The sequence below is a fragment of the Micromonospora sp. C97 genome (assembly GCF_018070385.1).
Classification (GTDB): Bacteria; Actinomycetota; Actinomycetes; order Mycobacteriales; family Micromonosporaceae; genus Micromonospora; species Micromonospora parva.
This window is the reverse complement of sequence record NZ_JAGPXU010000009.1, coordinates 186,902-210,777: the sequence shown is the minus strand read 5'-3', so window position 1 is coordinate 210,777 and position 23,876 is coordinate 186,902. Positions and strand designations below refer to the sequence as shown.

Sequence of the window (23,876 nt, the reverse complement as noted above, 5' to 3'; positions counted from 1 at the left end):
TCCGCTGATCGAAGATGCCGGATAGGGCTCGGATATTTACATCATGTTGCGTCGTCTGGCAGGCTCGACTGCATCGACCACCTTCGTCATCTCGGCGATCGGGCCCGTCCCCGGCCCGCGACCGCCGCCGGCGACGCCTGTCCGAAGGAGACCCCATGGAACGGCGCCAACTCCTCACCATCGGCGTGCTCAGTCCGTTCGCGGCGATGCTGGCGTCGGGCGGCCCGGCCAGCGCCGCGGCGGCGCAGACCTTCGGGTTCTCCGCCGACGGCAGCAACTTCCTGCTCGACGGCCAGCCGTTCCAGATCCGCAGCGGCGAGATGCACCCGGCCCGCATCCCGGTGCAGTACTGGCGGCACCGGATCCAGATGGCCAAGGCGATGGGCATGAACACGATCGCCATCTACGTGATGTGGAACCACATCGAGGAGCGGCAGGGCGTCTTCGACTTCAGCACCGATCGGCGGGACATCGCCGGCTTCATCCGGCTGTGTCAGGCCGAGGGCATGTACGTGCTGCTGCGACCCGGCCCGTACGTCTGCGCCGAGTGGGACCTCGGCGGGCTACCGCCGTACCTGCTGCGCAACCCGACCATCAAACTGCGGGTCCGCACCGCCGCCGACCCGAACTACATGGCTGCCGTCACGCGCTACATCAACGCGCTGGCCGCGCTGGTCAAGCCGCTCATGGTGGCCAACGGCGGGCCGATCCTGATGGTCCAGATCGAGAACGAGTACGGGTCGTACGGCAGCGACACGACGTACCTGGAGGAGCTGCGGCAGCTGTGGCTGCGCGCCGGGATCAACGGGCCGTTCTACACCGAGGACGGCCTGGGTCAGGTGCAGGGCAACCGCACCGTGGTCACCGGCGGCGCGGTCGCGCTCAGCGGGGGTGACGCCGCGGCCATCGCCGCCGCCCGCCAGTCCTTCCCGACAGTTCCGGCGATGTCCGGTGAGCTGTACACCGGCTGGTTGACCCACTGGGCCGACGGTGGCTTCGCCGGATCGAACACCGACATCTCCACCCAGTTGCGGGGTCTGATGGCCGGCCGCCTGTCGTTCAACCTCTACATGATCCACGGTGGGACGAACTTCGGGTACTGGGCCGGCGCGAACGCCGCCAACGACGGCTCCGGCTACCAGGCGGACATCACCACCTACGACTACGGCGCGCCGATCACCGAACAGGGCGGCCCGTCGCGGCTGTACCCGGCCTACCGGGAGATCATCGGCACCGCCCTCGGGGTGACGCTGCCGGCCGTCCCGGCGCCGATCCCCACCATCGTGCGGACCGGCGCCCAGGCGGTGCTGCCGGCCCCGTACGCCTCGCTGTGGGACAACCTGCCGGCCGCGTTGCCGACCCAGACGAACCCGCAACCGATGGAGATGTACGGCCAGAACTCCGGCTTCATGCTCTACCGCCGGGTCCTTCCCGGCTACACCCGGGCCACGCTTGACGTCAGGTCGGTGCGCGACTACGCGACGGTGTTCCTCGACGGCGTCTACCAGGGCGCCATGTCCCGGAGCAACCTGCCGGCGACCTACACGACGCCGCTCGGCGTGACGGTGCGCGACGCGCCGCTGGCGCTGAAGACCTCGGCGAGCGGCAGCCCCACGCTCGACATCCTGGTCGAGGGCATGGGCCGCAACAACTTCGGCCAGGCGCTGGTCGACCGCAAGGGCATCACCGAGCGGGTGTCGCTTGTCGACGCGGGCACCCTGACCGGCACGTTGACCAACTGGCAGACCCACCTGCTGCCCGTCGACGAGACGTTCGTGGCCGGTCTGCGTCCGGTGATCACCAACGCCGCGCGGCCCGGCATCTTCTTCAAGGCCACCGTCAACCTCACCCAGACCGGCGACGCGTACCTGGACATGTCCCGGTGGACCAAGGGCGTGGTCTGGGTCAACGGGCGCAACCTGGGCCGCTACTGGAAGGTGGGGCCGCAGCAGCGGCTCTACTGCCCGGCGCCGTGGCTGCGGGTCGGCGCCAACGAGATTGTGGTCTTCGACCTGCACCAGACGCAGGCCCAGCCGATCCCCTTCGAGGCCACCCTGAGCGGCCAGTCGGGCGCCGTTCGCCACACGGTGGTCAACCGGGCCAGCGGCAAGGCCCTCGACGTGCCGGACCTGTCCGGGGCCACCGGCGTGCAGTTGATCCAGTGGACCCCCAACGGCGGCGCCAACCAGGCGTGGTTGATGGCCGGCGCGGTTGGTGGCGTCACCACGATGACCAGCGTCAGTTCGGGTCTGCTGGCTGACGTCGAGGCCAGCTCCACGGCGGAGGGGGCGCGGGTCATCCAGTGGACCGCGACCGGCGGCGGTAACCAGCAGTGGCGGGTCGTCGCGGCGTCCGGCGACTTCGTGAAGCTGGTCAACGTGCAGACCGGCAAGGTCCTGGCCGTGGCCGGTGGGGCGAGCACCAACGGGGCCGTGATCGTGCAGCAGGCCGACACCGGCAGCGCCTCCCAGCACTGGCGACTCACCCCGGCCTGACGCCCCTCGGCCACGTGCGGTACGGGCTTTGCATCACAGATGCAAAGATGGCCGCATGGGTGGGCGGAGCGACCGGAGTGGAACGTGAACCAGCGCGAGCGGTGGCACCGGCTCCTGGAGATGGTCGCCGTCGAGGGCCAACTCGACATCGAGGCCACCGCCCGCGAGCTGAGCGTGAGCACGGCGACCATCCGTCGTGACTTCGACGAGTTGGCCACCCAGCAGTTGGTGACCCGTACCCGGGGCGGCGTGGTCGTCACCAACGTCTCCTACGACCTGCCGCTGCGCTACAAGGCGGTGCGGCAGGCATCGGAGAAGCAGCGGATCGCCGCGGCCGCCCTCGCGCTGATCCCACCGGGCAGCACCGTCGGGCTCAACGGTGGCACCACGACGACCGAGGTGGCCCGGGCGCTCGCGCTGCGTACCGACGCGAGCGGTCAGCTGTCGGCGGCCACTGTGGTGACCAACGCGCTGAACATCGCCCACGAGCTCATCGTGCGTCCGCACATCCGGGTGGTGCTCACCGGTGGGACGGCCCGCCCCCAGTCCTACGAGCTGGTCGGTCGTATCGCGGAGACGATGCTCGCGTCCGTGGCGCTGGACGTCGTCGTGCTCGGGGTGGACGCGATCGACCACCAGCACGGCGCCAGCGCCCACAACGACGGCGAGGCCGCGGTCAACCACGTCATGGTGACCAGCGCGGCGCGGACGATCGTCGTCGCGGACTCCTCGAAGCTGGGCCGCCGGAGCTTCAACCGGATCTGCCCGTTGGGCGACATCGACACTCTGGTCACCGACCGGGCGGCGGACCCGCAGCAGGTGAGCCTCGTCGAGCAGGCCGGTGTCACGGTGCTCCAGGTCTGACGGGGCTCCTGGCAAAGATGTAACTCGATGCAAAATCGCGGCCTACTTATTGCATCTTGAGTCAAGCAGGTGCAGCATTCCATCTCATCGGTCTTCGTGAATGTTGCCCCTCACCACACCGGGAGAAAACGATGATCTGGTCATCGCTGCCCGCGCACACCCGCCGCGCCGCCATCGTGGTCCTCATCCTGCTCGCCGCGATGCTGCACGCCGTACCCGCCCGCGCGGGCACACCGGGAAGCGCGACCGGCCTCACCCGGGCCGGGAACACGTACACCATCGCCACCAGCACGGCCGCCCGCATCCGGCTCACACTGGCCCGCGCGGACATCTTCCGCGTCTGGGTCGCACCGAACGGCACCTTCACCGAACCGGCGGCGAACGAGATCACCGTGCGGACCGACTTCGGTGCGGTCGCCAGCACCGCGACCGACGAGGGCACCGCCTTCCGCATCGCCACCTCGGCGGTGGTCATCCGGATCACCAAGAGCCCTCTGACGATGCAGGTCCAGCGCCCCGACGGGCGGCTCATCTGGCGGGAGGCGCAACCGCTCGACTGGACCGCCGGTCGCACCACCCAACGGCTGGCCCGCGCCACCGACGAGCAGTTCTACGGCACCGGCCTGCGCCTGGGGGAGTGGGCGTTGCGCGACAAGACGGTGCCGATCGCCGTGGACAACCAGTGGCGGGAGAACACCAACGCCAGTCCGGCCCCCTTCTACCTGTCCACCAACGGCTACGGCGTCCTGCGCAACACGTGGGCACCCGGCTCGTACGGCTTCACCGCACCGGTGACCACCACCCACAACGAGGAACGGTTCGACGCCTACTACTTCGTGGGCGACTCGCTCAAGGGTGTGCTCGGCGCGTACACCGACGTGACCGGCAAGCCGTTCCTGAGCCCGATGTGGGGCCTCGAACTCGGCAACGCCGACTGCTTCAACGCGTCCAACCCCGCCTACCAGGGCGACCACAACCGGGCCGGGCACCAGCGGACTCCCGACGTGCTCTCGTACGCGCGGGAGGCCCGCGCCAAGGACATGCCGTCCGGCTGGTTCCTGCCCAACGACGGGTACGGCTGCGGCTACACCGACCTGCCCGCCACCGTCGCCGGCGCCAAGGCGCTCGGTTTCCAGACCGGCCTGTGGACCTCGGCCGGCCTGTCGTCGATCGACTACGAGGTCGGCGCCGCCGGCACCCGTGGCGTGAAGACCGACGTCGCCTGGGTCGGCGGCGGCTACCAGAACGCCTTCCGTGGCGTCCAGCAGGCGGTGGACGGCATCGAGCGCAACTCCGACGCGCGTCGCTACGTCTGGACCGTCGACGGGTGGGCCGGCACCCAGCGCAACGCCGTGGTCTGGACCGGTGACACGTACGGCCGGTGGGACGACATGCGGTGGACGGTGCCGGCCGTCGCGGGCGCCGGGTTGTCCGGCTTCAACTACGCCACCGGTGACGTCGACGGGATCTTCGGTGGCAGCCCGAACACCTACGTGCGGGACCTGCAGTGGAAGTCGTTCACGCCGGCGTTCATGACGATGTCCGGTTGGGGGGTGACCAACCCGGCGGCCGGCTACCAGGACAAGCAGCCCTGGCGGTACGCCGAGCCGTACCTGTCGATCAACCGCCGGTACCTCCAGCTCAAGATGCGGCTGATGCCGTACCACTACACGATGAGCCGGGTGGCCAGCGTGACCGGCGTACCGGCGACCCGGGCCCTGGTGCTCGAATATCCCAACGACCCGGTCGCCCGGGGCAACGCCACGTCGGGGCAGTTCATGGCGGGCGACGCGTTCCTGGTGGCGCCGGTGGTCTCCGACACCGAGCTGCGCGACGGCATCTACCTGCCGGCCGGCACCTGGACCGACTACTGGACCGGCCGGGTCTACCAGGGCCCGCTCACACTGAACGGGTACGCCGCGCCGCTCGACCGGCTGCCCCTGTTCGTCAAGGGCGGTTCCATCGTGCCGATGTGGCCGCAGATGAACCACACGGGTGAGAAGCCGGTCTCCACGCTCACCTACGACCTGTATCCGCGCGGTTCGTCGAGCTTCACCCTCTACGAGGACGACGGCATCACCCGCGCCTACCAGAGCGGCGCCTACGCCACCCAGCAGGTCAGCATGACGGCACCGACGTCCGGCACCGGGACGGTCACCGTGGACGTGGGCGCCTCCGTCGGCACGTACGCCGGCAAGCCGTCGTCGCGCTCCTACGAGTTCACCGCGCACCTGGCGGCCGCTCCCCGCGCCGTCACGGTCGCCGGCCAGACCCTGCCGTCGCTCGCCACCCGCGCCGCGTACGACTCGGCGAGCAGCGGCTGGTTCTACGCCGACGGCGTGCTGCGGATCAAGGCCGGGTCGCGGGGCGCCGCGTTCCAGACCCGGATCGACGGCGCGGTGCTCCCGGTCGCCGGCACCAGCACGACGCCGCCGCCGATCCCGCGCGACAACTGGCGACTCGTGTACGCCGACAGCGAGGAGACCAGCGCGGAGAACGGCGCGGCCGGCAATGCCTTCGACGGCAGTACGTCCACCTTCTGGCACAGCGCCTGGTCGACCACGGCCGCACCCCTGCCGCACGAGATCCAACTCGACCTGGGCGCCACGTACCAGGTCGACGGGCTGCGGTACCTGCCCCGGCAGGACGGGGGAGTCAACGGCCGGATCGGCCGCTACGAGGTGTACGTGTCGGACAGCCCGAGCAACTGGGGCACGCCGGTGGCCTCGGGAACCCTCGCCGACACGGCGACGCAGAAGGTGGTGCCGTTCACCGCCGCGCGCAGCGGCCGGTACCTGCGCCTGCGGGCACTGAGCGAGGCCGGTGACCGGGGGCCGTGGACCACGGTGGCCGACCTGACCGTCACCGGCAGAGCTGTGGCGTCGGCGTCGGGGAGTTGACGCGTACACCTGTGGAAGCGAGACGCCGCGGGCTGCTGGAGCAGCCCGCGGCGTCCTGCGACGACGGTCCTAGGAGAGGGACCACTGTTGGCGGGTCGCGCCGGTGGCGGTGCGCTGGACGACGTCCGCCCCGTTGTCGGTGATCGTCCCGTCGAGGTCGAGCACCCGGCCGCTGTTGCGGTTCGTGATGGTGACGTGGGTGCCGACGCGCGTGATCCGCCACTGCTGGTTGGCCGCACCGGTGTACGTCCACTGGATCACGTCGGCGCCGTCCGCCGTCGAGCTGCCGGCCACGTCCAGGGCACGGCCGCTGCGGCGGTTGACGATGCGGTGGTACCCGTTGCCGAGCGGCACGATCGACCACTTCTGGTGCGCGCCACCGTTGTCGGCCCACTGCACGGCGTCGCCGCCGTCACCCGGTGCGGCGACCGCGACCTCGATGACCTTCCCGCTGGCCCGGTTCGTGAGCGTGTAGCTCGCGGTCGGGTCGAACGAGCCGTTGAGGGCGTCGAGTTCCTTCAGGCTGAACCGGACGGTCATGATGTACGGGTAGCTGGTGTCGGCCGGGTCGAAGTATCCGTAGGACGTGAGCACGAACGTCCCGTCGGGCAGCACCACGTTGCCGGCGTAACCGGTGTCGCCGCTCTTGACCGAGGGCGTGAAGTCCTCCAGCAACCGCACCCGGTACTGCCCCTCCCGGGAGTTGACCAGGTCGTCGTACGTGCCGACCCAGGCCACCCAGTCGCCGGCCACCCACGCGCCGGTGTTGCTCACGCTGTTGCGGATGATGTCGCGGAAGGTGATGACGAGCCGACCGGACGCCGGGTCGTACGTGGCGGCGTGCCGTTCGCCCATCAGGGCGCCCTGCATCTCGCGCGGTTCGGTCCAGGTGTTCCCCTCGTCGTTGGAGAACGCGACCATGGCGTTGGTGCGCTTGTGCTGTGCCCGGGCGAGCATCGCGAGCTGGCGACCGTCCGGCGAGCGGATGATCTCGATCTCGCAGAGGCCGGCGTACTTCTCGATGGTGTTGTGCGCGGCGAGCAGCCGGGTCGGCGTGCTCCAGACGGCGTTGCCGGCGGCGTCGAAGGTCAGGTACGTCTTCCAGTTGTTGTAGCCACCGTCGTGGAAGACGCCCAGGTACCGGAAGTCCCACGACCCGTCGGCCTTCTTCAGCCGGACCAGCGTGGCGTGCGCGACGTACCCGGCGAAGCCGGCGTCGGCGAAGTGGTGGGTGAACTCCGACCAGGACCGGCCGCTGTCGTCGGAGTACGCGGTCTTGAACCCGCCCGGACTCGCTGGAAGGCCGCTGACCAGCAGGAGTCGGGTCGCCCCGTTCGGCTTGACCACCTTGTAGAGGGTGGGTGTCTCCTTGCTGGTGGCCCAGCTCGCCGGGGTGGGGAGTCGACCGCTCCAGGTGCGCCCACCGTCGTCGCTGCGCTTCAGGATGATCTGGCCGGTGCCGTGGCCCATGGGGTAGACGGCGAACATCGTGCGGCCGTCGTCGAGCAGGACGGTGTCGGGGTGCCCGAGGTACTGCCCGGCCTGGCGGTCGGTGAGCACCTGACGGCGCGCGTCGTCCTTGAGGTCCAGGAACGGGATCGTGTAGTCGATGCGCATGCTCAGGTCGCTGATCTCGCCCGCCGTCAGCGGGGTTCCGTACACCCGCACGTAGTCCAGGTCACCGCTGTAGTGCCACTGAGCTCCCTGGGCGTCGACGTTGCGGCCGATCCACATGCCGTTCAGGTCCCGGACGTTCGCGAAGAACCGGGTGGAGGGGTGCGTGGCGCGAAGCACCCCGTCGACGTGCAGGCGGGTGCCCTCGGTGCCGACGGTCAGGATGGCGGTGTGCCAGACGCCGTCGTTGTAGGGACCGCCGGTGGCGGTCATCTGGGTGGCGTACGCCCCGTTCTCGCGGTTCTCGAAGTACACCGAGCCGCCGTTGAGGGAGAACGACAGGTTGCTGGAGTCGTCGGCGGTGTGCGAGGCGCTGAAGAAGCTCTTCGCGACGGCGGTGCTGGTGGACCGGAACCGGACGGCGATCGCCCCCTGGGTCAGGTTCGCCACCCTCGACAGGTCGGCCGATTTGTCGAGGAAGGTGCTGCTGCCGTTGAACGCCTGGTTGACCGGGTAGTTCACCGTCGCGGTGGGCGCGGCGTGCCCGGCGGTCGCCGGCACCAACAGGCTGAGCAGGAGCAGCAGGGCGACGGTCGCGGCGGTGCCCGCCCGGGCCGCCGTCCACCGGCCGTTCATCGGGTGATGGTCCATTGCTGTTCGGTACCTCCGCGGTAGGTGGACTGGACGACGGCGGCGCCGTCGGTGGTGGCGGCGTTGGCGACGGTGAGCGCCTTGCCGGAACTCCGGTTGATGATCTTGTAATTGGTGCCGACCGGAATGACGCTCCACAGCTGGTTCGCACCGCCGTGGTACGTCCACTGCACGACGTTCGCCCCGTCGGCGGTGGAGGAGCCGGGCACGTCCAGCACCTTGCCGCTGCTGCGGTTGACGATGCGGTGGTAGCCGCCGCCGGCCTCGACGAGCGTCCAGCGCTGATGTGCCGCGCCGTTGCCCGACCACTGGATGGCGTTCGCGCCGTCCCCGCTGCCCGCCGGCACCTCCAGCACCTTGGCGCTGTTGCGGTTGACCACGCGGTGTTCGGTTGCCGGGTCGAACACCGCGGCCGGGGTCGCCGCCCGGGACACCTCGACCTTGTCCGCCGTGACCGCCGTACCTGACGAACTGGCGTTCCTGCTGTTCAGCACCCGCACCTTGAGGACGTGGGGGCCCTGCGCGAGCTGCCCGCTGGTGAAGACCATCGCCTGGTCCACCCGGGTCGGGGAGTACAGGTCGACGACAGTCTCCGGGCCGCCGTCGATCGAGACGCCCGCCCGGCCGTGGTTCGCCGCCCTGGCGGCGAAGAGCTTGATCTTGTTGCCGGTGAACCGCACCTGGTACGCGCTGTCGAGGGTGCTGCTGTAGTGGTCGTCGCGCTGGAACTGCCTGCTGCCGTTGGCCCCGTAGGACCACGTCCCCGAGTAGCTGAACTGGTTGTCACCGGTCCCCGTGGTGTTGTCGTTGACCTGGACCACGCTCGGCACGCCCGGGGCGTCGCCGATCGCGTCCACCCGGGCGAAGTACGCCTCCACGGTGCTCGACCGGGGGCCGCCCCACAGTCGCTCGGCCAGCACCTCGGTCGGCCGCTTCGCGTACTGGTCGAACCACTCGTCGGTCTGGTGCTCCATCGCGTCCGACCAGCGGGCCATCTGGTAGCCGTTGACCTTCGCGTTCTGGTCCGGCGCCCAGCTCTCGTAGACGTTCTTGGTGTTGACGTAGAGGTTCAGCCCGGGCGTCACGTACAGGGTGCTCTCCGGCACGCCGACGACCGTGTAGCCCAGGTTGTAGAAGTAGTTCAGCGACCCGGTGTACGGGGTGAGGACGATGTTGGTGGCCGGCTTGATGCTGGTCTGCTGGCCGTTCGTCTCCCACCAGTTCCACAACTGCGCCGTCTTGCCGTACGAGCGCACCTTGTCGTTCATCAGGTTCATGAACTCGGTGAAGACGTCACCGGGGTACGGGAAGCCGCGCGCCTGCGCGTAGCTGACCAGCTCGGGGCAGGAGTTCTTGGCGGCGTCGGTCTGGTACTCGTCGCCGCCGATGTGGAATTAGGGGCCGTCGAACAGTGGGACGAACTCCGACAGCAGGTTCATCACGAACGTCCGGGCGTTCTCCTTGGTGAGGTTCAGCGTCCAGCCGCCCCTCTCACCGCCCGGCCAGGGCGCGTAGTCCATCGACGAGCAGGAGAACCTCATCGTCGGGTCGTAGGTCGTCATCGCCGTGGCGTGGCCCGGCAGGTCGATCTCGGGAACGATCGTGATGTGGTAGCGCTTGGCGACGTCCTGCAACCGGCGCAGGTCGGCCTTGCTGTAGGACTGCGCCGAGGCCAGCCCGGGGTACCGGTCGCTGCGCAGCCGGAAGCCGTTCCACTCGGTGAGGTGCAGGCGCAGCGTGTTCAGGCGTAGCCACGCCATCCGGCGGAGCAGGTTCTCGAGGTGGTCCATCTCGTAGAAGTGCCGGCCGACATCGAGCATCACTCCCCGGTCCCGGTACTGCGGGTAGTCCCGGATGGTGCCCGCCGGCACTGTCGTCCTCGTCGCGCTCTGTTTGATCATTTGCAGCAGGGTCTGGGTGCCGTAGTACACGCCGGCCGCCGCGTTCGCGCGGATCACGATGGTCGAGCCGGCGGTCAGCAGGTAGCCCTGATCCCCGATGCCGGCGTCGGTGCTCGCCAGGGTGAGCAGGATGTCGCCGGTCCCGGGCGTCGCCGACGAGACAACCGGTACGTCGGCGCCGCTGATCGCGCCGAGGTCGACGCGCAGCGCCGTCGCGGCTGGTGACAACTGGGCGGCGTGTGCCGGGTCGAGCAGGATCCGGGACGACGGGGCCAGCGTCCAGACGCCGGTCCCTCCGGTCCACTCCCGGACGCTCGGCGCGACCTGGGGCGTCGGGTTGGCCGCCCGCGCCGCCGACGGGACAGCGAGCCCGACGCCGACCAGCAGGGAGGCGAGGAGGAGAGGGAGAAGCCGCTTGTGGGAGGAGAACACGGTCACGTACCTCCGGTCGTTCAGAGCGGAAGGAGATCCTTGACGTTGCCCTGCAACAGGGGCGCGGTGCCGCTGTTGGACTGTGTGCCGACCAGGTGCACAGGCGCGGCGCCGGAGCAGGTGACGGCGAGGTTGGAGAGCGTGCACCCGGAGAGCAGCCACCGGGTACCGAGTAGGTTCGTGGCGCGGATGTCGCTGTACCAGAGGGTGTTGCCGGTGAAGGTCGGTGGCAGGACGCCGTCGACGACGACGCCGGTGCCCGGGTTGCGCTCGACCCCGCCGATGGGGAAGGACAGGGCGGTGCTCCAGCGCACCGGGACGCCACCGTTGCAGTGGTTGACGGTGTTGCCGGTCAGGCTGCCGTGCCCCCAGTTGTCGCTGGCGAGCGCCCCGTACGGGCTGGTCTGGGCGAACGAGTAGTAGGCGCCGTAGCAGCCGACGACGACGTTGCCGTTGATCGTCCAGTTCCCCGACGAGTTCCAGATCGCGAGTCGGCACGAGGTGAAGCTGTTCGCGGTCAACTGTGAGTACTCACTGCGGTCGGCCAGCGAGACACCGAAGTAGCAGCGGTGGAAGGCGTTGCCGCTGACCTTGAGCCGGTAGCCGAAGTAGTCGTCGGCGGCCGATCCGGTGATCGCCAGTCCGGCGCCGCGCCAGTTCGTGAAGTCGCAGTCCAGGATCCGTACGCCGGTACTGCGGCTGATCCGGACGGCGACGTGCGCGAACTGTGGCGCGGTGCCGACCGGGCTGGACTGGCGTCCGAGGAAGTGGACGCCGCTGATGGTGACGCCGCTGCGGCCCACGATGGACAGCGCGCCGCTCTGGTCGGTGGGGACGGTGACGGTCGCGCCGTTGCCGACGATGAGGCAGCGGTCGGGCAGGGCGACCGGAGCGGTGAGGGTGTACGTGGCGCCGGGCGCGAGCTGCACCTGAGGCGTACGGGCGAGGACGGTGTTCCAGTCGTCGGCGACGCCGAGCACCGGGAGGGACGTCGAGGCGATGGCGGCGTCGGCGCGGCCGGGCGGGACGACGGCGGCGAGGGCACCGGCGGCGCCCGCCAGCGCGACCGCGCGGCGGGGGAGGCGTGTGGTCATTGATGTCCTTCGGACAGCGGGGGAATGTCCTACGTCAGATGTCGGACGAACTTACGAGTGATATCGACCCTCGTCAAGAGAGCCGTTGCCCCGCCCTCGGCCGCCGCTCGGCCTCCGGCTCGGTGGCAGCCCGTGCAAGTTGATGCAAAATTCCTGCCAGGTCGGGACCCCGCGCGCCGGGGCTGCTCGAACGCCGCGACGCTCCCCCGATGCGGTGCCCGCAGGGGCGGTGACGGTGTCGGAGCGCTCAGGACCGACCTTGACGCCGCCGGGGTCAGATCCCTAGGGTCTGCAACATCCTGATTGATTCTGGCATCTGAATGTCACGAAAGATCATGCGTGCTCGTGTGGCTGGCATCTTCTGGAAGAGGCGGACATGAAACGAGATCTGAACGGCGGTCCGCCAGACTCCCGGGCGCGCGGCGACCTGATCATCTCGGTGGCGCTCAATCCGGCCCTCGACGTCACCTACACCGTGCCCGACCTGGTGCCGGACACCTCCCACCGGGTGACGGACGTGGTGTCCCGTGCCGGAGGCAAGGGCCTGAACGTCGCCCGGGTCCTGCGGCAGCTGGGCGTCGAGACGATGGTCCTCGGCCTGGCCGGTGGGGCAGCCGGCGAACGGATCGAGGCCGAGCTGGCGACGGCCGGCGTACCGGCGCGATTCACCCGCCTCGACACGGAGACCCGCCGGACGGTGACCGTCCTCGGGCGAGGCACGGCGACCGTCCTCAACGAACCGGGCCCGCGCGTCACCGTCGCCCAGTGGGAGTCGTTCCGAGAGCAGTTCGCCGAGCGGGTCCGGGCGGCACGGGTGGTGGTGCTCTCCGGCAGCCGGCCACCGGGTGTCCCCGAGACCGCGTACCGCGATCTCGTCACCATCGCCCGGGCCGGCGGGGTCCAGACCATCGTGGACACCGACGGCGCCGCGCTGCGGCACGCGCTGGCCGCCGCGCCGACGCTGGTGAAACCCAACGTCCACGAGGCGGCGGAACTGCTCGGCCGCCCGGTGCGCACCCGCGACGACGCCGTGCGGGTGGCGCACCGGCTCGTCCGGCTCGGCGCTGTCGCCGGAGTCGTGTCCCGTGGCGCGGACGGCTTCGTGGCGGTCAACGGCGGGGCCGCCTACAGCGCCCACGCGCCCGAACGGATGGCCGGCAACCCGACCGGTGCCGGTGACGCCCTCGCGGCCGTGCTCGCGTACGGACTGCTCACCCGCATGCCCTGGCGGGACGTCCTCGCCCGAGGCGCTGCCGTCTCGGCGGCCGCCGTCGCCTGCCGGTGGGCCGGCGAGTACGACGCCGTCGTGGCTTCCCGGCTGTTGCCCGGAACCACCGTCGAACAACTGGAAGAGCCCCGCACCGACAGAGAGCAGGAATCGTGTCGCACGTCGCCGCCGAGATAACCTCCCAGCCCGAGACGTGGCGTCGCGCCGTGGATCTGGTCGCCCGACCGGGCGTGGCGCAGGCACTGCCCCAGCCGGGCGAACGCGTCGCCGTGGTGGGCTGCGGCACCTCGTACTTCATGGCCCAGAGTTTCGCGGCGCTGCGCGAGTCGGCGGGCCAGGGGGAGACCGACGCCTTCGCCGCCTCGGAATTCCCCGCCGGGCGACGCTATGACCGGGTCGTCGCCATCACCCGTTCCGGCACCACCACCGAGGTGATCCGACTCCTTGAGCAACTGCCGCCCGGCAGCCGCTCGACAGTGCTCACCACCGACGCCGACCGGCCGGTGACCCGGCTGGTGAGCGACTGCGTCGTCCTCGACTTCGCCGACGAGCAGTCGGTGGTGCAGACCCGCTTCGCCACGACCGCGCTCGCCCTCTGGCGTGCCGGCCTCGGTGCGGACCTGACCGAGACGATCGACCAGGCGCGGGCCCAGCTCGGCACCCCACTGGACCCGGCCGTGGTCGGTCGGGACCAGTTCACCTTCCTCGGCACCGGCTGGACGGTGGGCGTGGCGCACGAGGCCGCCCTGAAACTGCGCGAGGCGGCACAGATGTGGGCCGAGTCGTACCCGGCGATGGAGTTCCGGCACGGTCCGATCAGCGTGGTGGACCACCGGTCCGTGGTCTGGATCTTCGGGCCGGTGGCACCGGGCCTCCTCGAGGACCTGGCACCCACCGGCGCGATCGTGGTGCACGAGGACATCGACGCCATGGCTCACCTCACGACCGCGCAGCGGCTCGCGGTCGAGCTGGCGGTGCGTCGCGGTCTGCATCCGGATCAGCCCCGGCTGCTCACCCGGTCCGTCGTCCTCACCGCTCCGGTCGCCTGAGGCCGCTGATGACCCTCGTTCCCACCGCCGACCTGGTGGCGGCGGCCCAGGCTGCCGGTACCGGCGTGCTCGCGTTCAACGTGATCACGATCGAGTACGCCCAGGCCATCGCCACCGCGGCGGAGCGGGCCGGCCGACCGGCGATCCTGCAGATCAGTCAGAACGCCGCGCGCTACCACTCCGGTGTGTCGGCCATCGCCGCGGCGACGGCCGAGGTCGCCTGGCTGTCCAGCGCCACCCTGTCGCTGCACCTGGACCACGTCGACGACACAACCCTGCTGGAGCGGGCGCCCGACACCGGCTTCAGCTCGGTGATGGTCGACGCGTCAGCGCTGCCGTACGCCGCCAACGTGGCGGCCACCCGCAAGGCGACCGAGTGGGCGCACGACCACCGGTTGTGGGTGGAGGCCGAACTCGGCTACGTCGGCGGTAAACCGGACGCCCCGGCCAGCGCGCACACCGCCGGGGTCCGCACCGACCCGGCCGAGGCCGCCCGCTACGTCGCCGAGACCGGCGTCGACGCGCTGGCGGTCGCGGTGGGCAGCTCGCACGCGATGGCCGACCGGACCGCCTCGCTGGATCTCGACCTGGTGGCCGCGATCCGCGAGGCCGTACCGGTGCCGTTGGTCCTGCACGGCTCCTCCGGGGTGCCGCTGGAGCAGATCCGCGCCGCTGTCGGTCAGGGCATGGTGAAGATCAATGTTGGTACCGCCCTCAACGTGGCGTTCACCGACGCGGTCCGTGGCGTCCTGCCGCACTCTCGCGACCCGCGCCGATATCTCGCCGCCGGCCGGGACGCGGTGACCGAGACTGTCCAGCGGCTGCTCACGCTGCTGCCCGAGGCGTCGTAGCCGCTGCCCCTCGGGGGACTACCCGGGGAAGGCCGGCGAGGGCTCGGACAGGTTGAGCCGCAGCGCGGCCGCGACGGCGCCCAGGGCACCGCCCTCGTCGCCGAACTGGGCCGGCACGACGTCCAGGCGGCGGGTGTGCCGGGGCATCGCCAGCTCGGCGATCGCCGCGCGGACCGGCTCGAGCACCACCTCGCCGGCGTGGGCCAGGGTGCCGCCGATGGCCACCTTGCCCGGATCCAACTGCACCACCATCCCGGACAGAACGCGACCGAGCATCGTCGCGGCGTGCCGCACCACGTCCCGCGCTGTCGGCTCGCCGGCGAGTGCCCGGGCCACCAGGTCGGCCGGGTCCGCGACTGTCACACCACGGCGGGCGCACTGCTCGATGAGCGCCGACGGACGGATCAGCAGTTCCAGGCAACCGCGACCACCGCACGGACAGGGGTCTCCGTCGGGGTCGACGCTGACGTGGCCGATCTCGCCGGCCGCGCCGTTCGCACCCCGGGCGAGTCGGCCGTCGACGATGAGCCCGCCACCGACGCCGTCACTCCACCGGACGTAGATGGCGTCCCGCACGTCACGGGTCGCTCCCCAGGTGCCCTCGGCCAGCGCGGCGAACCGCGAGTTGTTGTCGGTGACGACGGCGACGCCGTAGCGGTCCTGGATGCGCGTGCTGACCTGCTTCGCGGCCACCGACGGGCTGCGGCCGCCCGCGGGGCGCTCCCGGCCGGCCACCAGGCCGGGCAGCCCGAGGCCGATCGCCTCCAGCGCGCGCAGGTCGATGTCGTGTTCCTGCACGAGGTCGTCGATCAGCTTGATCGCGGCGTTGGCGCGCCGGGCCGGCCCCGCCGCCAGCGTGATGGGGCGGCTGCCCCGGGCCAGGATGTCGTGCCCCAGGGTGGCGACGATGACCGTGATCGTCACCCGACCGAGGTCGATGCCGATGATTCGGCCGGCGGACGGGTTGAGGCTGACGGTCGTGGACGGCCGTCCACGACCCCGCTGGCCGGACAGCGCCGGTTCCCGCTCGACGACCACGCCGCGGGCGATGAGGTCGCCGATGATGTCGAACAGGGTGGTGCGGGACAGCCCGGTCAGCCGGATGAGGTCGGCCCGACTGAGCGGGCCGGCGCTGCGGAGCTGGGCCAGCAGCGCCTCCGTGTGCGCCAGCCGCACACGTTGCATGGCATCCGGACGTTCGATCACGGCACCATCATGACCGACGCCTGCTCCCGGGTGTCGTCGCGGCAACCTACGGCGCGGTGGCCGGCGCCGCCACCGGGGCGGCGCCGGCCCGCGGTCAGCTGGCGCGGACGGTGACGGTCAGCGCCGCCTGGACCGGGGCCAGCCCGGCCGAGCGCACCGACAACGTCCCGGTGTACGTCCCCGTCGAACCGAACGTGCGCCGGGACACGACGGTGAACGCGCTGTTGATCTGCATCGCCGGGATGCTCGGCTCGCGCGTCGCGGTCGGCGTCAACGCCTCCACCCGTCCGTCACTCCAGGTGACGGTGGCGGTCAGGTCGGTGCTGCGCAGCCCGGGGGCGGTGACCGTCCAGGTGGCGCCGACCGGTGCGCCGACGACGGCGGCGGCGGACCGGCCGAGCGCCTGTTTGCGCCACGCCACGTCGGCGGTGGGGAAGAAGTTGACGCCCTCGACCGTCAACCGTCCGCCGGCCACCGACAGCCGGGTGGTGAAGTCGGCGTAGTCGCGCTGCGTCTGCGGCGTCCACCCCACCTCGGCGGTGGCGATCAGGCGCGGGAAGCTGTAGTACTGCGCCTGGCCGATCCGGCGGATGAACTCGCCCCACAGGGCCGACTCGACCCCGAGCACGCTGGTCTCGGCGATGTTGGGGATGAAGGTGCCCGGGTCCCAGTTGTAGTGCCGGTCCAGTCCGCACGGTCCGCCGCAGGCCCACGAGCCGCCGAGCGGTTGGCGGGCATCCTGCTTCTGCGGCACGTACGTGTGGGCGGCGGGGGAGAGGACGACCCGGGCGCCACGGCCGGTCACCGCGTTGCTCACCGCCGTGCGGTCACCGTTCCAGTACTGCACCACAGCGTTGTCGCGGGGCAGCGCCGTGCCGGCGTACTCGTTCCAGCCGACCACTGTCTTGCCGAGCGACGCGACGGTAGCGGTGAAGGCGTCGACCATCGCGGTGTAGTTCGCGTGGCTGGTCACGTGCGCCTCGTCGCCGCCGATGTGCAGGTACGGCCCCGGCGTCATGGCGGCGATCTGGGTCAGCACCTGCGTGACGAACTCGTACGTCGTCGCGCTGGCCGAGTCGAGCGTCGAGTAGCCGACGTTGCCGGTGCCGTTGGCCGGTGCGGTCTGCTGGCCGGGTGCCGGCTTGGGCTGGGCGCCGGCCGTGTTGAGCTGGGGGATGGCGTGCAGTGCCGCGTTGGTGTGCCCCGGCATGTCGATCTCCGGGATGACCGTCATGCCGTTCAGGCCGGCGTAGCGCACGATCTCGGCGTAGTCGGCCCTGGTGTAGAAGCCGGTGACGCCCAGTTCGGTGCCCATCAGTTGACCGCTGTCGTTGTAGGTCATGGCGGTGCGCCCGCTGACCGAGGTGAGCCGGCCGTAGTCGATGCCCGCCGGGTTGCTGGTCGGGTTGTCGATGGCGATCCGCCAGCCCTGGTCGTCGGTCAGGTGCAGGTGCAGACGATTGATCTTGTATTGCGCCGCGCTGTCGATGTACGCCTTGACCTCGTTCATCGGGTAGAAGCTGCGGGCGACGTCGAGCATCATCGCGCGGTGGGCGAAGCGCGGGTAGTCGGAGATCGTCACCGCCGGCACCGTCCACGCGGTGTTCACGACGGTGTCGGACTCCACCCACTGCGGCAGGAGTTGGCGCAGCGTCTGCACCCCGTTGAGCGCGCCGTTGGCCGTGTCGGCGCTGATCCGGACCGTGCCGGTGGTGACGACGAGCCGGTATCCCTCGGCGGCGTGCCCGACCGGACCCTTGCCGGCCCCCACCTCGACGACGATGGGCGCGGGCGCGGTGCTCTGGGTGACCACCGGCAGGGCGTACCCGGTGGCGGGGCGGAGCAGCCCGGCGAGGTAGATGGCGGGCGCGGTGGCCTGCGATCCGACCGCGATGACCGGCGTGTTCGGGTTCAACGTGTACGGCGTGCCGCCGTTCTCGGTGAGCGACACCGGTTTGGGCAGCAGGCCCAGTGAGGGTGCCGGCGGGGGCGCGGTGCTGTCCCAGATCTCGAACTCGGAGATCGAGTAGCCGTAGGCCGCCCACCGTTGGTGCCCCTGCATCCGTACGTAGGACACCGGCTGGGCCGAGTTCACGGCGATGACGTCCGTGCGGGGGCAGGTGTCGCGCTGCAGGCGGGTGACGGTGGTCCAGGCGGTGCCGTCGGTGGAGGTTTGCAGGGAGAAGTCACGGGCGCACGCGTTGGGCCAGGTCAGCACCACGTGGTCGACCCGGGCGGCGGACGCCAGCCGGACCTGGACCCAGTTGTCGTCCTGGTACTTGGACGACCAGCGGGTGTTGCGGTCGCCGTCGTTGACGCGCGTGGCGACGAAGTCGGCGCGGTCGAGTTCGACGCTCGACGCGGTGGCGGTGCCGGTGCGGGCCAGGTTCACCGGCGCGGCCATGGCCGGGCTGGCGGCCGTGAGCGGCGCGAGCAGCGACGCGGCGATCACCAGGGCGAGCTTCGCCGCGGTCAGGCGGCGTCTGGGTCCGGTGGTGTGGGGGGAGCGCGGAATCGACATGGGACTCCTCTGTCCGTCGCCCGGCTCGCCGGGGGACTGGTTGCTCGGGTACGCCGCAGTCTGCTGACGCCGTCCAATTTAGTCAATGCCCCGGACAATAAAACGGCGGCCGGTCCGGTCGTGGCCGGGCGTTGTCAGGTGGCCCGGTCACCCCTAGGCTGCCGGCCAGACATCTGACATCTTATGAACCGCCGCACCGCTCCCAGCTCGGGCTTTTTAGTCCGAAGGGTTGACATGAATAGTGCCGTCGCCAAAGATTCGCTTACCTTCAGCGCCGCCGACCGGAGAGGAGCCCCATGTCCGAGCTGGGCTACGGAGCACCACCGTGGCGATAGACGTGCAACCGTCCCCACCCCGAGGTCCGGAAACCACCACTGCGACGTCGCCGCCGCGCCGCGCCGTACCGCTGCTGGTGTGGAACGTGCTCGCCGTCGTACTGGGCGTCGGCATCTGGACCGTGCTGGCCCGGATCGGGGTCTCGGGCCTTCCCGGGCCGCAGGAGGTCGCCGTCCGCGCCGGTGAGCTGACCATGGACGGCACCCTGCTCGACGACAGCCTGGCCAGCCTGCGCCGGGTGCTCATCGGCTTCGCGCTCGGCAGCGCCCTGGCCATCCCGGTCGGCTTCCTCATGGGCTGGTACCGGACCGCGCGCGGCCTGATCGAGCCCTACGTGCAGTTCTTCCGCACCATCCCGCCGCTGGCCGTCATCCCGCTGGCCATCCTGCTCATGGGCATCGGGGAGACCCCGAAGATCTTCGTCATCTTCCTCGCCGCGTTCCTGTCCTGCGTCGTGTCGACGTTCCAGGGTGTGGTGAGCGTCGACAGCACCATGATCAACGCCGCCCGGGTGCTCGGCGCCAACGACGCCGTGGTGTTCCGCCGGGTCGTCGTCCCCGCGTCCACCCCGTTCATCCTGGTCGGCATGCGCGTCGGCCTCGGCGCGGCGTGGGCGACGCTGGTCGCCGCCGAGTTGATCGCCGCCCAGGAGGGCCTCGGCTACCGGATGCAGCAGGCACAGATCTATTACGACCTGCCGAGCATCTTCGTCGGCCTGATCACCATCGGCGTGCTCGGCCTGCTCATGGATCGGCTCCTGCTCGCCGCCGAGAAGCGCCTCACCGGATGGCAGGAACGCCGATGACCGAAAAGATCTCCTTCCGCGCCACCACCCGCACGTTCGAGGTGGGCGGCAAACCGTTCCACGCGCTGCGCGAGGTCGACCTGGACATCGCCGACCGCGAGTTCGTCACAGTGGTCGGCCCGTCCGGCTGCGGCAAGTCGACCCTGATGAACATCGCCGCCGGCCTGGTCGAGCCCACCAGCGGTGAGGTGCTCGTCGACTCACGACCGGTGCGGGGGCCCAGCCCGGAACGCGGCGTCATCTTCCAGCAGTACGCGCTGTTCCCCTGGCTGACGGTCCGCGAGAACGTCGAGTTCGGTCTCCGGATCGCCAAGGTCGGGCGGGCGCAACGGCGAGCACGGGCGCAGCACTTCATCGACCTGGTGGGTCTCGGCGACTTCGCCGACGCGCTGCCCCGGATGCTCTCCGGTGGCATGCGGCAGCGGTGCGCCATCGCCCGCGCGTACGCCGTCGACCCCGGCGTCCTGCTCATGGACGAACCCTTCGGCGCCCTCGACGCCCTCACCCGGGTGCAGATGCAGGACCAGTTGCTGGACACCTGGGGCACCGAGCGACGCACCGTCATGTTCATCACCCACGACGTCGACGAGGCCGTCTACCTCGCCAACCGGGTCGTCGTCATGGCCGCCCGGCCGGGTCGGGTGCAGGAGGTCATCGACGTCGACCTGCCGTACCCGCGAACCGAAGCGGTCCGTCTCTCCCCGGAATTCTCCCGGATCCGCAATCGGGTCTGGCGCGCTGTCTACCACCAGACCCCCCAGGAAGGTGCATCCCGATGAGCCCTCTCTCCCGTCGCGCCCTGCTGACCGGCATCGCCGGTCTCGGCGCCACAGCGGCCCTCGCCGCCTGCGGCGACGACGACAAGTCCGGATCCAGCGGCTCCGGCACCGAAGAGGTGAAGCTCGGCTACATCGCCGACTTCACCGGCGCGAGCCTGATGGCGATCGCCGACGACAAGAAGCTGTGGGACAAGCACGGGCTCAAGCCGGACCTGAAGGTCTTCACCAACGGCCCCCTGCAGGTGCAGGCGCTCGGCGCCGGAGACCTCGACTTCGGCTACCTGGGCCCGGGTGCGATGTGGCTGCCGGCCTCCGGCAAGGCCCGGGTCATCGCCATCAACTCGCTCGGCTTCGCCGACCGGGTCATCGCCAAGCCGGGCATCACCTCCGTCGCCGCGCTCAAGGGCAAGAAGGTCGGCGTGCCGGAGGGCACCTCCGGCGACATGATCGTGCGGCTGGCCCTGCGGCGCGCCGGGCTCTCCATCGACGACGTCCAGAAGGTCACGATGGACGCCAGCACGGTGGTCACCGCGTTCGGGTCCGGCCAGATCGACGCGGCCGGCATCTGGTACCCGCTGATCGGCACCATCAAGAAGCGGGTGCCGGACCTGGTCGAGCTGGCCAAGAACGAGGACTTCTACCCGGACATCAGCTTTCCGTCCGCCTACGTCGGGCGCAACGACGTGGTCACCGGCAAGCCGGAGCTGGTCAAGAAGGTGCTCGCGGTGCTGCGCGCCGCCAACGACGAGCGGGCTGCCGACGTGGACCGTGCCGTCGAGGTGACCGCGAAGTTCCTCAAGTCGGCGCCGGTCGACCAGCTGCGCGCCGAAGCCACCAACGCCCGGTTCCTGCCCTCGGCCGAACTCGCCGCCAAGTCCACCGACGGCACCGTCGCGGGCTGGCTCACCGGCCTCAACGGCCTGTTCAAGGACCTGGGCAAGCTGCCGGACGTGGTCGACCCGAGCGCCTACTACGACGCCGCCGCGTACGCGTCCTGAACCGGTGAGAAAGGACCAACCCGTGCGGCCCAACATCGTCTTCATCATGGCCGACGACCACGCCGCGCACGCTGTGGGCGCCTACGGAAGCAAGATCAACGAGACGCCGCACATCGACCGCATCGCGGCCGGCGGCGCCCTGCTGGAGAACTGCTTCTGCACCAACTCGCTCTGCGCGCCCAGCCGGGCCACCATCCTCACCGGCACCTACAACCACGTCAACGGCGTGCAGACGTTGTCGACCGAGTTCGACAACCGGCAGCTCGTCTTCCCGGAGCTGCTGCGCCGTGCCGGCTACCAGACCGCGCTGGTCGGCAAGTGGCACCTCGGGCACGGCCCGGAGCACGACCCCCGGGGTTTCGACTACTGGGAGGTCGTGCCCGGTCAGGGTCGCTACCGCGACCCCGTGTTCATCGGCATGGACGGCACCGAGCAGGTCCGCCCCGGCTACTGCACGAACATCATCACCGACCTGGCCGTCGACTGGCTCGACCAGCGCGACCAGCAGCGCCCCTTCTGCCTGCTCGTGCACCACAAGGCCCCGCACCGCAACTGGGAGCCCGACGACAAACACCGCGACATGTACGTCGACGACGTGGCCGTACCGGGCTCGTTCGACGACGACCACTCGGGGCACGCCGCCGCCGCCCGGGCCGCCCGGATGCGGGTGGACCGGGACCTGACCGCCAACGACATCAAGGAGATGCTGCCGCCGCACCTGGACCCGGACGAGGCCGCGCTCTGGACCTACCAGCGGTACATCAAGGACTACCTGCGCTGCGTCGCCAGCGTCGACGACAACGTGGGCCGCCTGCTCGACTACCTCGACGAGCACGGGCTGACCGACGACACCATCGTCGTCTACACCTCCGACCAGGGCTTCTTCCTCGGCGACCACGGCTGGTACGACAAGCGGTTCATGTACGAGGAGTCGCTGCGGATGCCGTTTCTGATCCGCTACCCGGCGGAGATCCCGGCCGGCTCCACCACCGGCGCGCTCGCCATGAACGTCGACTTCGCCCAGACGTTCCTCGACTACGCCGGCGTGCCGGCCGACGGCCGCATGCAGGGGCGCTCACTGCGACCGCTGCTGCGCGGCGAGGCCGTCGACGACTGGCGGCAGTCCGTGTACTACCGCTACTGGGAGCACGACGACGACGAGCACCACGTGTGGGCGCACTACGGCGTACGCACCCACGACCACAAGCTGGTCTACTACTACGCCGACGGGCTGGGGCTGCCCGGCACCTCCGCGACGGCACAGGAGCCGGAGTGGGAGCTGTTCGACCTGCGGGCCGACCCGTGGGAGATGCGCAGCGTCTACGACGACCCGGCGTACGCGCGGATCCGGACGGCACTCACCGACGAGCTCGCCCGGGTCCAGCGGGAGTGTGGCGACACCCCGTGGCAGCCGCAGGCGGCGGTCACCGGGTGACGGAGGAACCGACGGGACGAGCCGACCGCCGCTGGCCACGGCGGGTGTACGGGGTGGGCACGGAGCCGGACCCGCGCTTCACCCTCGCCAACGAGCGCACGTTCCTCGCGTGGCTGCGGACCGCGCTGGGTCTCATGGTGGCCGCCGCGGCGGTCAGGGCCTTCGGTGCGGACGGCGCGCAGTGGGCGGCGGTCGTGCTGGCGGTGCTCGCCGTCGGGGTGGCCGTCGAGGCGTTTCCCCGGTGGAGCCGCAACGAACGGGCGCTGCGGCTCCAGCTGCCGCTGCCGTCCACCCCCGTCGTCGCCGTGTCGGCGGCGGGGGTGGTCGTGGCCGGCGTGACGATCGTCGTCGTGGTGCTGATCTGAGGTGACGGAGCCGCCGCGTCTCGCCGACCGGGGGGCGCAGGCCGAACGCACCCTGCTCGCGTGGCTGCGCACCGCGCTGGCGACCGCCGCCGTGCTGCTGGCCGTCGGCCGGGAGCTGGTGCCCCGTCATCCGATCGCCGCGGGGCTCGTGCTGGCCTGCGCGCCGCTCGCCGCCGCGGTGGCCGTGCTGGCGCGACGCCGGTATCGCACCGTACGGCTGCCCACGCACCTGGGCCACCCGGAGGGCGCCGCCCTGCTGGCCGTCGGCACCGTGCTGGTGGTGGCGGGGGGCGTGGCGGTCCTCGCCCATGTCCTCGCCAGGTGAGGTGGGATGCGGCCGTCCCGGGGCGGC

Annotated in this window: 17 protein-coding genes and 1 pseudogene; 12 read left to right on the top strand and 6 right to left on the bottom strand. The window is 70.6% G+C overall.

Annotated features, from left to right (window positions below; translation table 11 throughout):
* The first annotated feature begins 155 nt into the window (after positions 1-155).
* The 3 genes from KBX26_RS15560 to KBX26_RS15550 all read left to right on the top strand — a co-directional run bounded on the left by KBX26_RS15560 (position 156) and on the right by KBX26_RS15550 (position 6,259).
* Positions 156-2,495 (top strand): beta-galactosidase, encoded by a 2,340-nt coding sequence (locus tag KBX26_RS15560; protein ID WP_167337310.1) that lies wholly within the window; start codon positions 156-158, stop codon positions 2,493-2,495.
* Positions 2,496-2,579: 84 nt separating this feature from the next.
* Positions 2,580-3,359, top strand: coding sequence for a DeoR/GlpR family DNA-binding transcription regulator (locus KBX26_RS15555; RefSeq protein ID WP_210865739.1), 780 nt, complete (start codon positions 2,580-2,582; stop codon positions 3,357-3,359).
* Positions 3,360-3,490: 131 nt separating this feature from the next.
* Positions 3,491-6,259: a TIM-barrel domain-containing protein gene (locus KBX26_RS15550; protein ID WP_247680645.1), complete on the top strand. Its 2,769-nt coding sequence runs from the start codon at positions 3,491-3,493 to the stop codon at positions 6,257-6,259.
* Between the two features lie 69 nt (positions 6,260-6,328).
* Here the strand turns inward: KBX26_RS15550 and KBX26_RS15545 are convergent, their stop codons facing one another.
* The 4 genes and pseudogenes from KBX26_RS15545 to KBX26_RS15530 all read right to left on the bottom strand — a co-directional run bounded on the left by KBX26_RS15545 (position 6,329) and on the right by KBX26_RS15530 (position 11,951).
* A complete protein-coding gene (locus KBX26_RS15545; protein ID WP_210865738.1) occupies positions 6,329-8,524 on the bottom strand; it encodes an RICIN domain-containing protein in 2,196 nt (731 codons plus the stop codon).
* Complete coding sequence (locus tag KBX26_RS32385) at positions 8,506-9,072, bottom strand: RICIN domain-containing protein (RefSeq protein WP_247680674.1); 567 nt, start codon at positions 9,070-9,072, stop codon at positions 8,506-8,508. The genes KBX26_RS15545 and KBX26_RS32385 overlap by 19 nt, the downstream gene beginning before the upstream one ends.
* A 360-nt stretch (positions 9,073-9,432) precedes the next feature.
* Positions 9,433-10,857: pseudogene (locus tag KBX26_RS32380) on the bottom strand (family 20 glycosylhydrolase); the annotation flags it as partial.
* A 20-nt stretch (positions 10,858-10,877) separates the two neighbouring features.
* Entirely contained in the window at positions 10,878-11,951 is a 1,074-nt protein-coding gene (locus tag KBX26_RS15530; RefSeq protein WP_030333625.1) for a right-handed parallel beta-helix repeat-containing protein, read from the bottom strand.
* Between the two features lie 376 nt (positions 11,952-12,327).
* On the opposite strand from KBX26_RS15530, the gene KBX26_RS15525 reads away from it, so the two are divergent.
* Genes KBX26_RS15525 through KBX26_RS15515 form a run of 3 tightly spaced genes read left to right on the top strand, consistent with a single transcriptional unit; the run spans position 12,328 to position 15,079 of the window.
* Entirely contained in the window at positions 12,328-13,356 is a 1,029-nt protein-coding gene (locus KBX26_RS15525; protein WP_210865735.1) for a 1-phosphofructokinase family hexose kinase, read from the top strand.
* Positions 13,332-14,228 (top strand): SIS domain-containing protein, encoded by an 897-nt coding sequence (locus KBX26_RS15520; RefSeq protein ID WP_030333630.1) that lies wholly within the window; start codon positions 13,332-13,334, stop codon positions 14,226-14,228. Before KBX26_RS15525 ends, KBX26_RS15520 begins: the two co-directional genes overlap by 25 nt.
* A gap of 8 nt (positions 14,229-14,236) precedes the next feature.
* Complete coding sequence (locus KBX26_RS15515) at positions 14,237-15,079, top strand: class II fructose-bisphosphate aldolase (protein ID WP_030333632.1); 843 nt, start codon at positions 14,237-14,239, stop codon at positions 15,077-15,079.
* A gap of 18 nt (positions 15,080-15,097) precedes the next feature.
* Here the strand turns inward: KBX26_RS15515 and KBX26_RS15510 are convergent, their stop codons facing one another.
* Both KBX26_RS15510 and KBX26_RS15505 read right to left on the bottom strand, forming a co-directional pair.
* A complete protein-coding gene (locus KBX26_RS15510) occupies positions 15,098-16,285 on the bottom strand; it encodes an ROK family transcriptional regulator (protein ID WP_030333985.1) in 1,188 nt (395 codons plus the stop codon).
* A 94-nt stretch (positions 16,286-16,379) separates the two neighbouring features.
* Complete coding sequence (locus tag KBX26_RS15505) at positions 16,380-18,806, bottom strand: family 20 glycosylhydrolase (RefSeq protein ID WP_210865734.1); 2,427 nt, start codon at positions 18,804-18,806, stop codon at positions 16,380-16,382.
* A 325-nt stretch (positions 18,807-19,131) separates the two neighbouring features.
* On the opposite strand from KBX26_RS15505, the gene KBX26_RS32375 reads away from it, so the two are divergent.
* Genes KBX26_RS32375 through KBX26_RS15475 form a run of 6 tightly spaced genes read left to right on the top strand, consistent with a single transcriptional unit; the run spans position 19,132 to position 23,849 of the window.
* On the top strand, positions 19,132-19,947 hold the full coding sequence (locus tag KBX26_RS32375) for an ABC transporter permease (RefSeq protein WP_209444574.1): 816 nt from the start codon (positions 19,132-19,134) through the stop codon (positions 19,945-19,947).
* Positions 19,944-20,726, top strand: a complete 783-nt coding sequence (locus KBX26_RS15495) for an ABC transporter ATP-binding protein (RefSeq protein WP_030333637.1) — start codon at positions 19,944-19,946, stop codon at positions 20,724-20,726. Before KBX26_RS32375 ends, KBX26_RS15495 begins: the two co-directional genes overlap by 4 nt.
* On the top strand, positions 20,723-21,724 hold the full coding sequence (locus KBX26_RS15490; RefSeq protein ID WP_210865733.1) for an aliphatic sulfonate ABC transporter substrate-binding protein: 1,002 nt from the start codon (positions 20,723-20,725) through the stop codon (positions 21,722-21,724). Before KBX26_RS15495 ends, KBX26_RS15490 begins: the two co-directional genes overlap by 4 nt.
* A gap of 22 nt (positions 21,725-21,746) precedes the next feature.
* Entirely contained in the window at positions 21,747-23,159 is a 1,413-nt protein-coding gene (locus KBX26_RS15485; RefSeq protein ID WP_209444575.1) for a sulfatase, read from the top strand.
* Between the two features lie 53 nt (positions 23,160-23,212).
* On the top strand, positions 23,213-23,524 hold the full coding sequence (locus tag KBX26_RS15480; protein WP_210865732.1) for a DUF202 domain-containing protein: 312 nt from the start codon (positions 23,213-23,215) through the stop codon (positions 23,522-23,524).
* Between the two features lies 1 nt (position 23,525).
* The gene (locus KBX26_RS15475; protein ID WP_051708608.1) at positions 23,526-23,849 is read left to right on the top strand and encodes a DUF202 domain-containing protein; all 324 of its coding nucleotides are present in this window, start codon (positions 23,526-23,528) and stop codon (positions 23,847-23,849) included.
* Positions 23,850-23,876 lie beyond the last annotated feature (27 nt).

Excerpts from the sequence above, each read along its gene's own strand:
- KBX26_RS15560 (WP_167337310.1), top strand. The coding sequence starts at position 156 with ATGGAACGGCGCCAACTCCTCACCATCGGCGTGCTCAGTCCGTTCGCG.
- KBX26_RS15550 (WP_247680645.1), top strand. The coding sequence starts at position 3,491 with ATGATCTGGTCATCGCTGCCCGCGCACACCCGCCGCGCCGCCATCGTG.
- KBX26_RS15545 (WP_210865738.1), bottom strand. The coding sequence starts at position 8,524 with ATGGACCATCACCCGATGAACGGCCGGTGGACGGCGGCCCGGGCGGGC.
- KBX26_RS32385 (WP_247680674.1), bottom strand. The coding sequence starts at position 9,072 with ATGGTCTTCACCAGCGGGCAGCTCGCGCAGGGCCCCCACGTCCTCAAG.
- KBX26_RS15530 (WP_030333625.1), bottom strand. The coding sequence starts at position 11,951 with ATGACCACACGCCTCCCCCGCCGCGCGGTCGCGCTGGCGGGCGCCGCC.
- KBX26_RS15525 (WP_210865735.1), top strand. The coding sequence starts at position 12,328 with ATGAAACGAGATCTGAACGGCGGTCCGCCAGACTCCCGGGCGCGCGGC.
- KBX26_RS15515 (WP_030333632.1), top strand. The coding sequence starts at position 14,237 with ATGACCCTCGTTCCCACCGCCGACCTGGTGGCGGCGGCCCAGGCTGCC.
- KBX26_RS15505 (WP_210865734.1), bottom strand. The coding sequence starts at position 18,806 with ATGTCGATTCCGCGCTCCCCCCACACCACCGGACCCAGACGCCGCCTG.
- KBX26_RS15495 (WP_030333637.1), top strand. The coding sequence starts at position 19,944 with ATGACCGAAAAGATCTCCTTCCGCGCCACCACCCGCACGTTCGAGGTG.
- KBX26_RS15490 (WP_210865733.1), top strand. The coding sequence starts at position 20,723 with ATGAGCCCTCTCTCCCGTCGCGCCCTGCTGACCGGCATCGCCGGTCTC.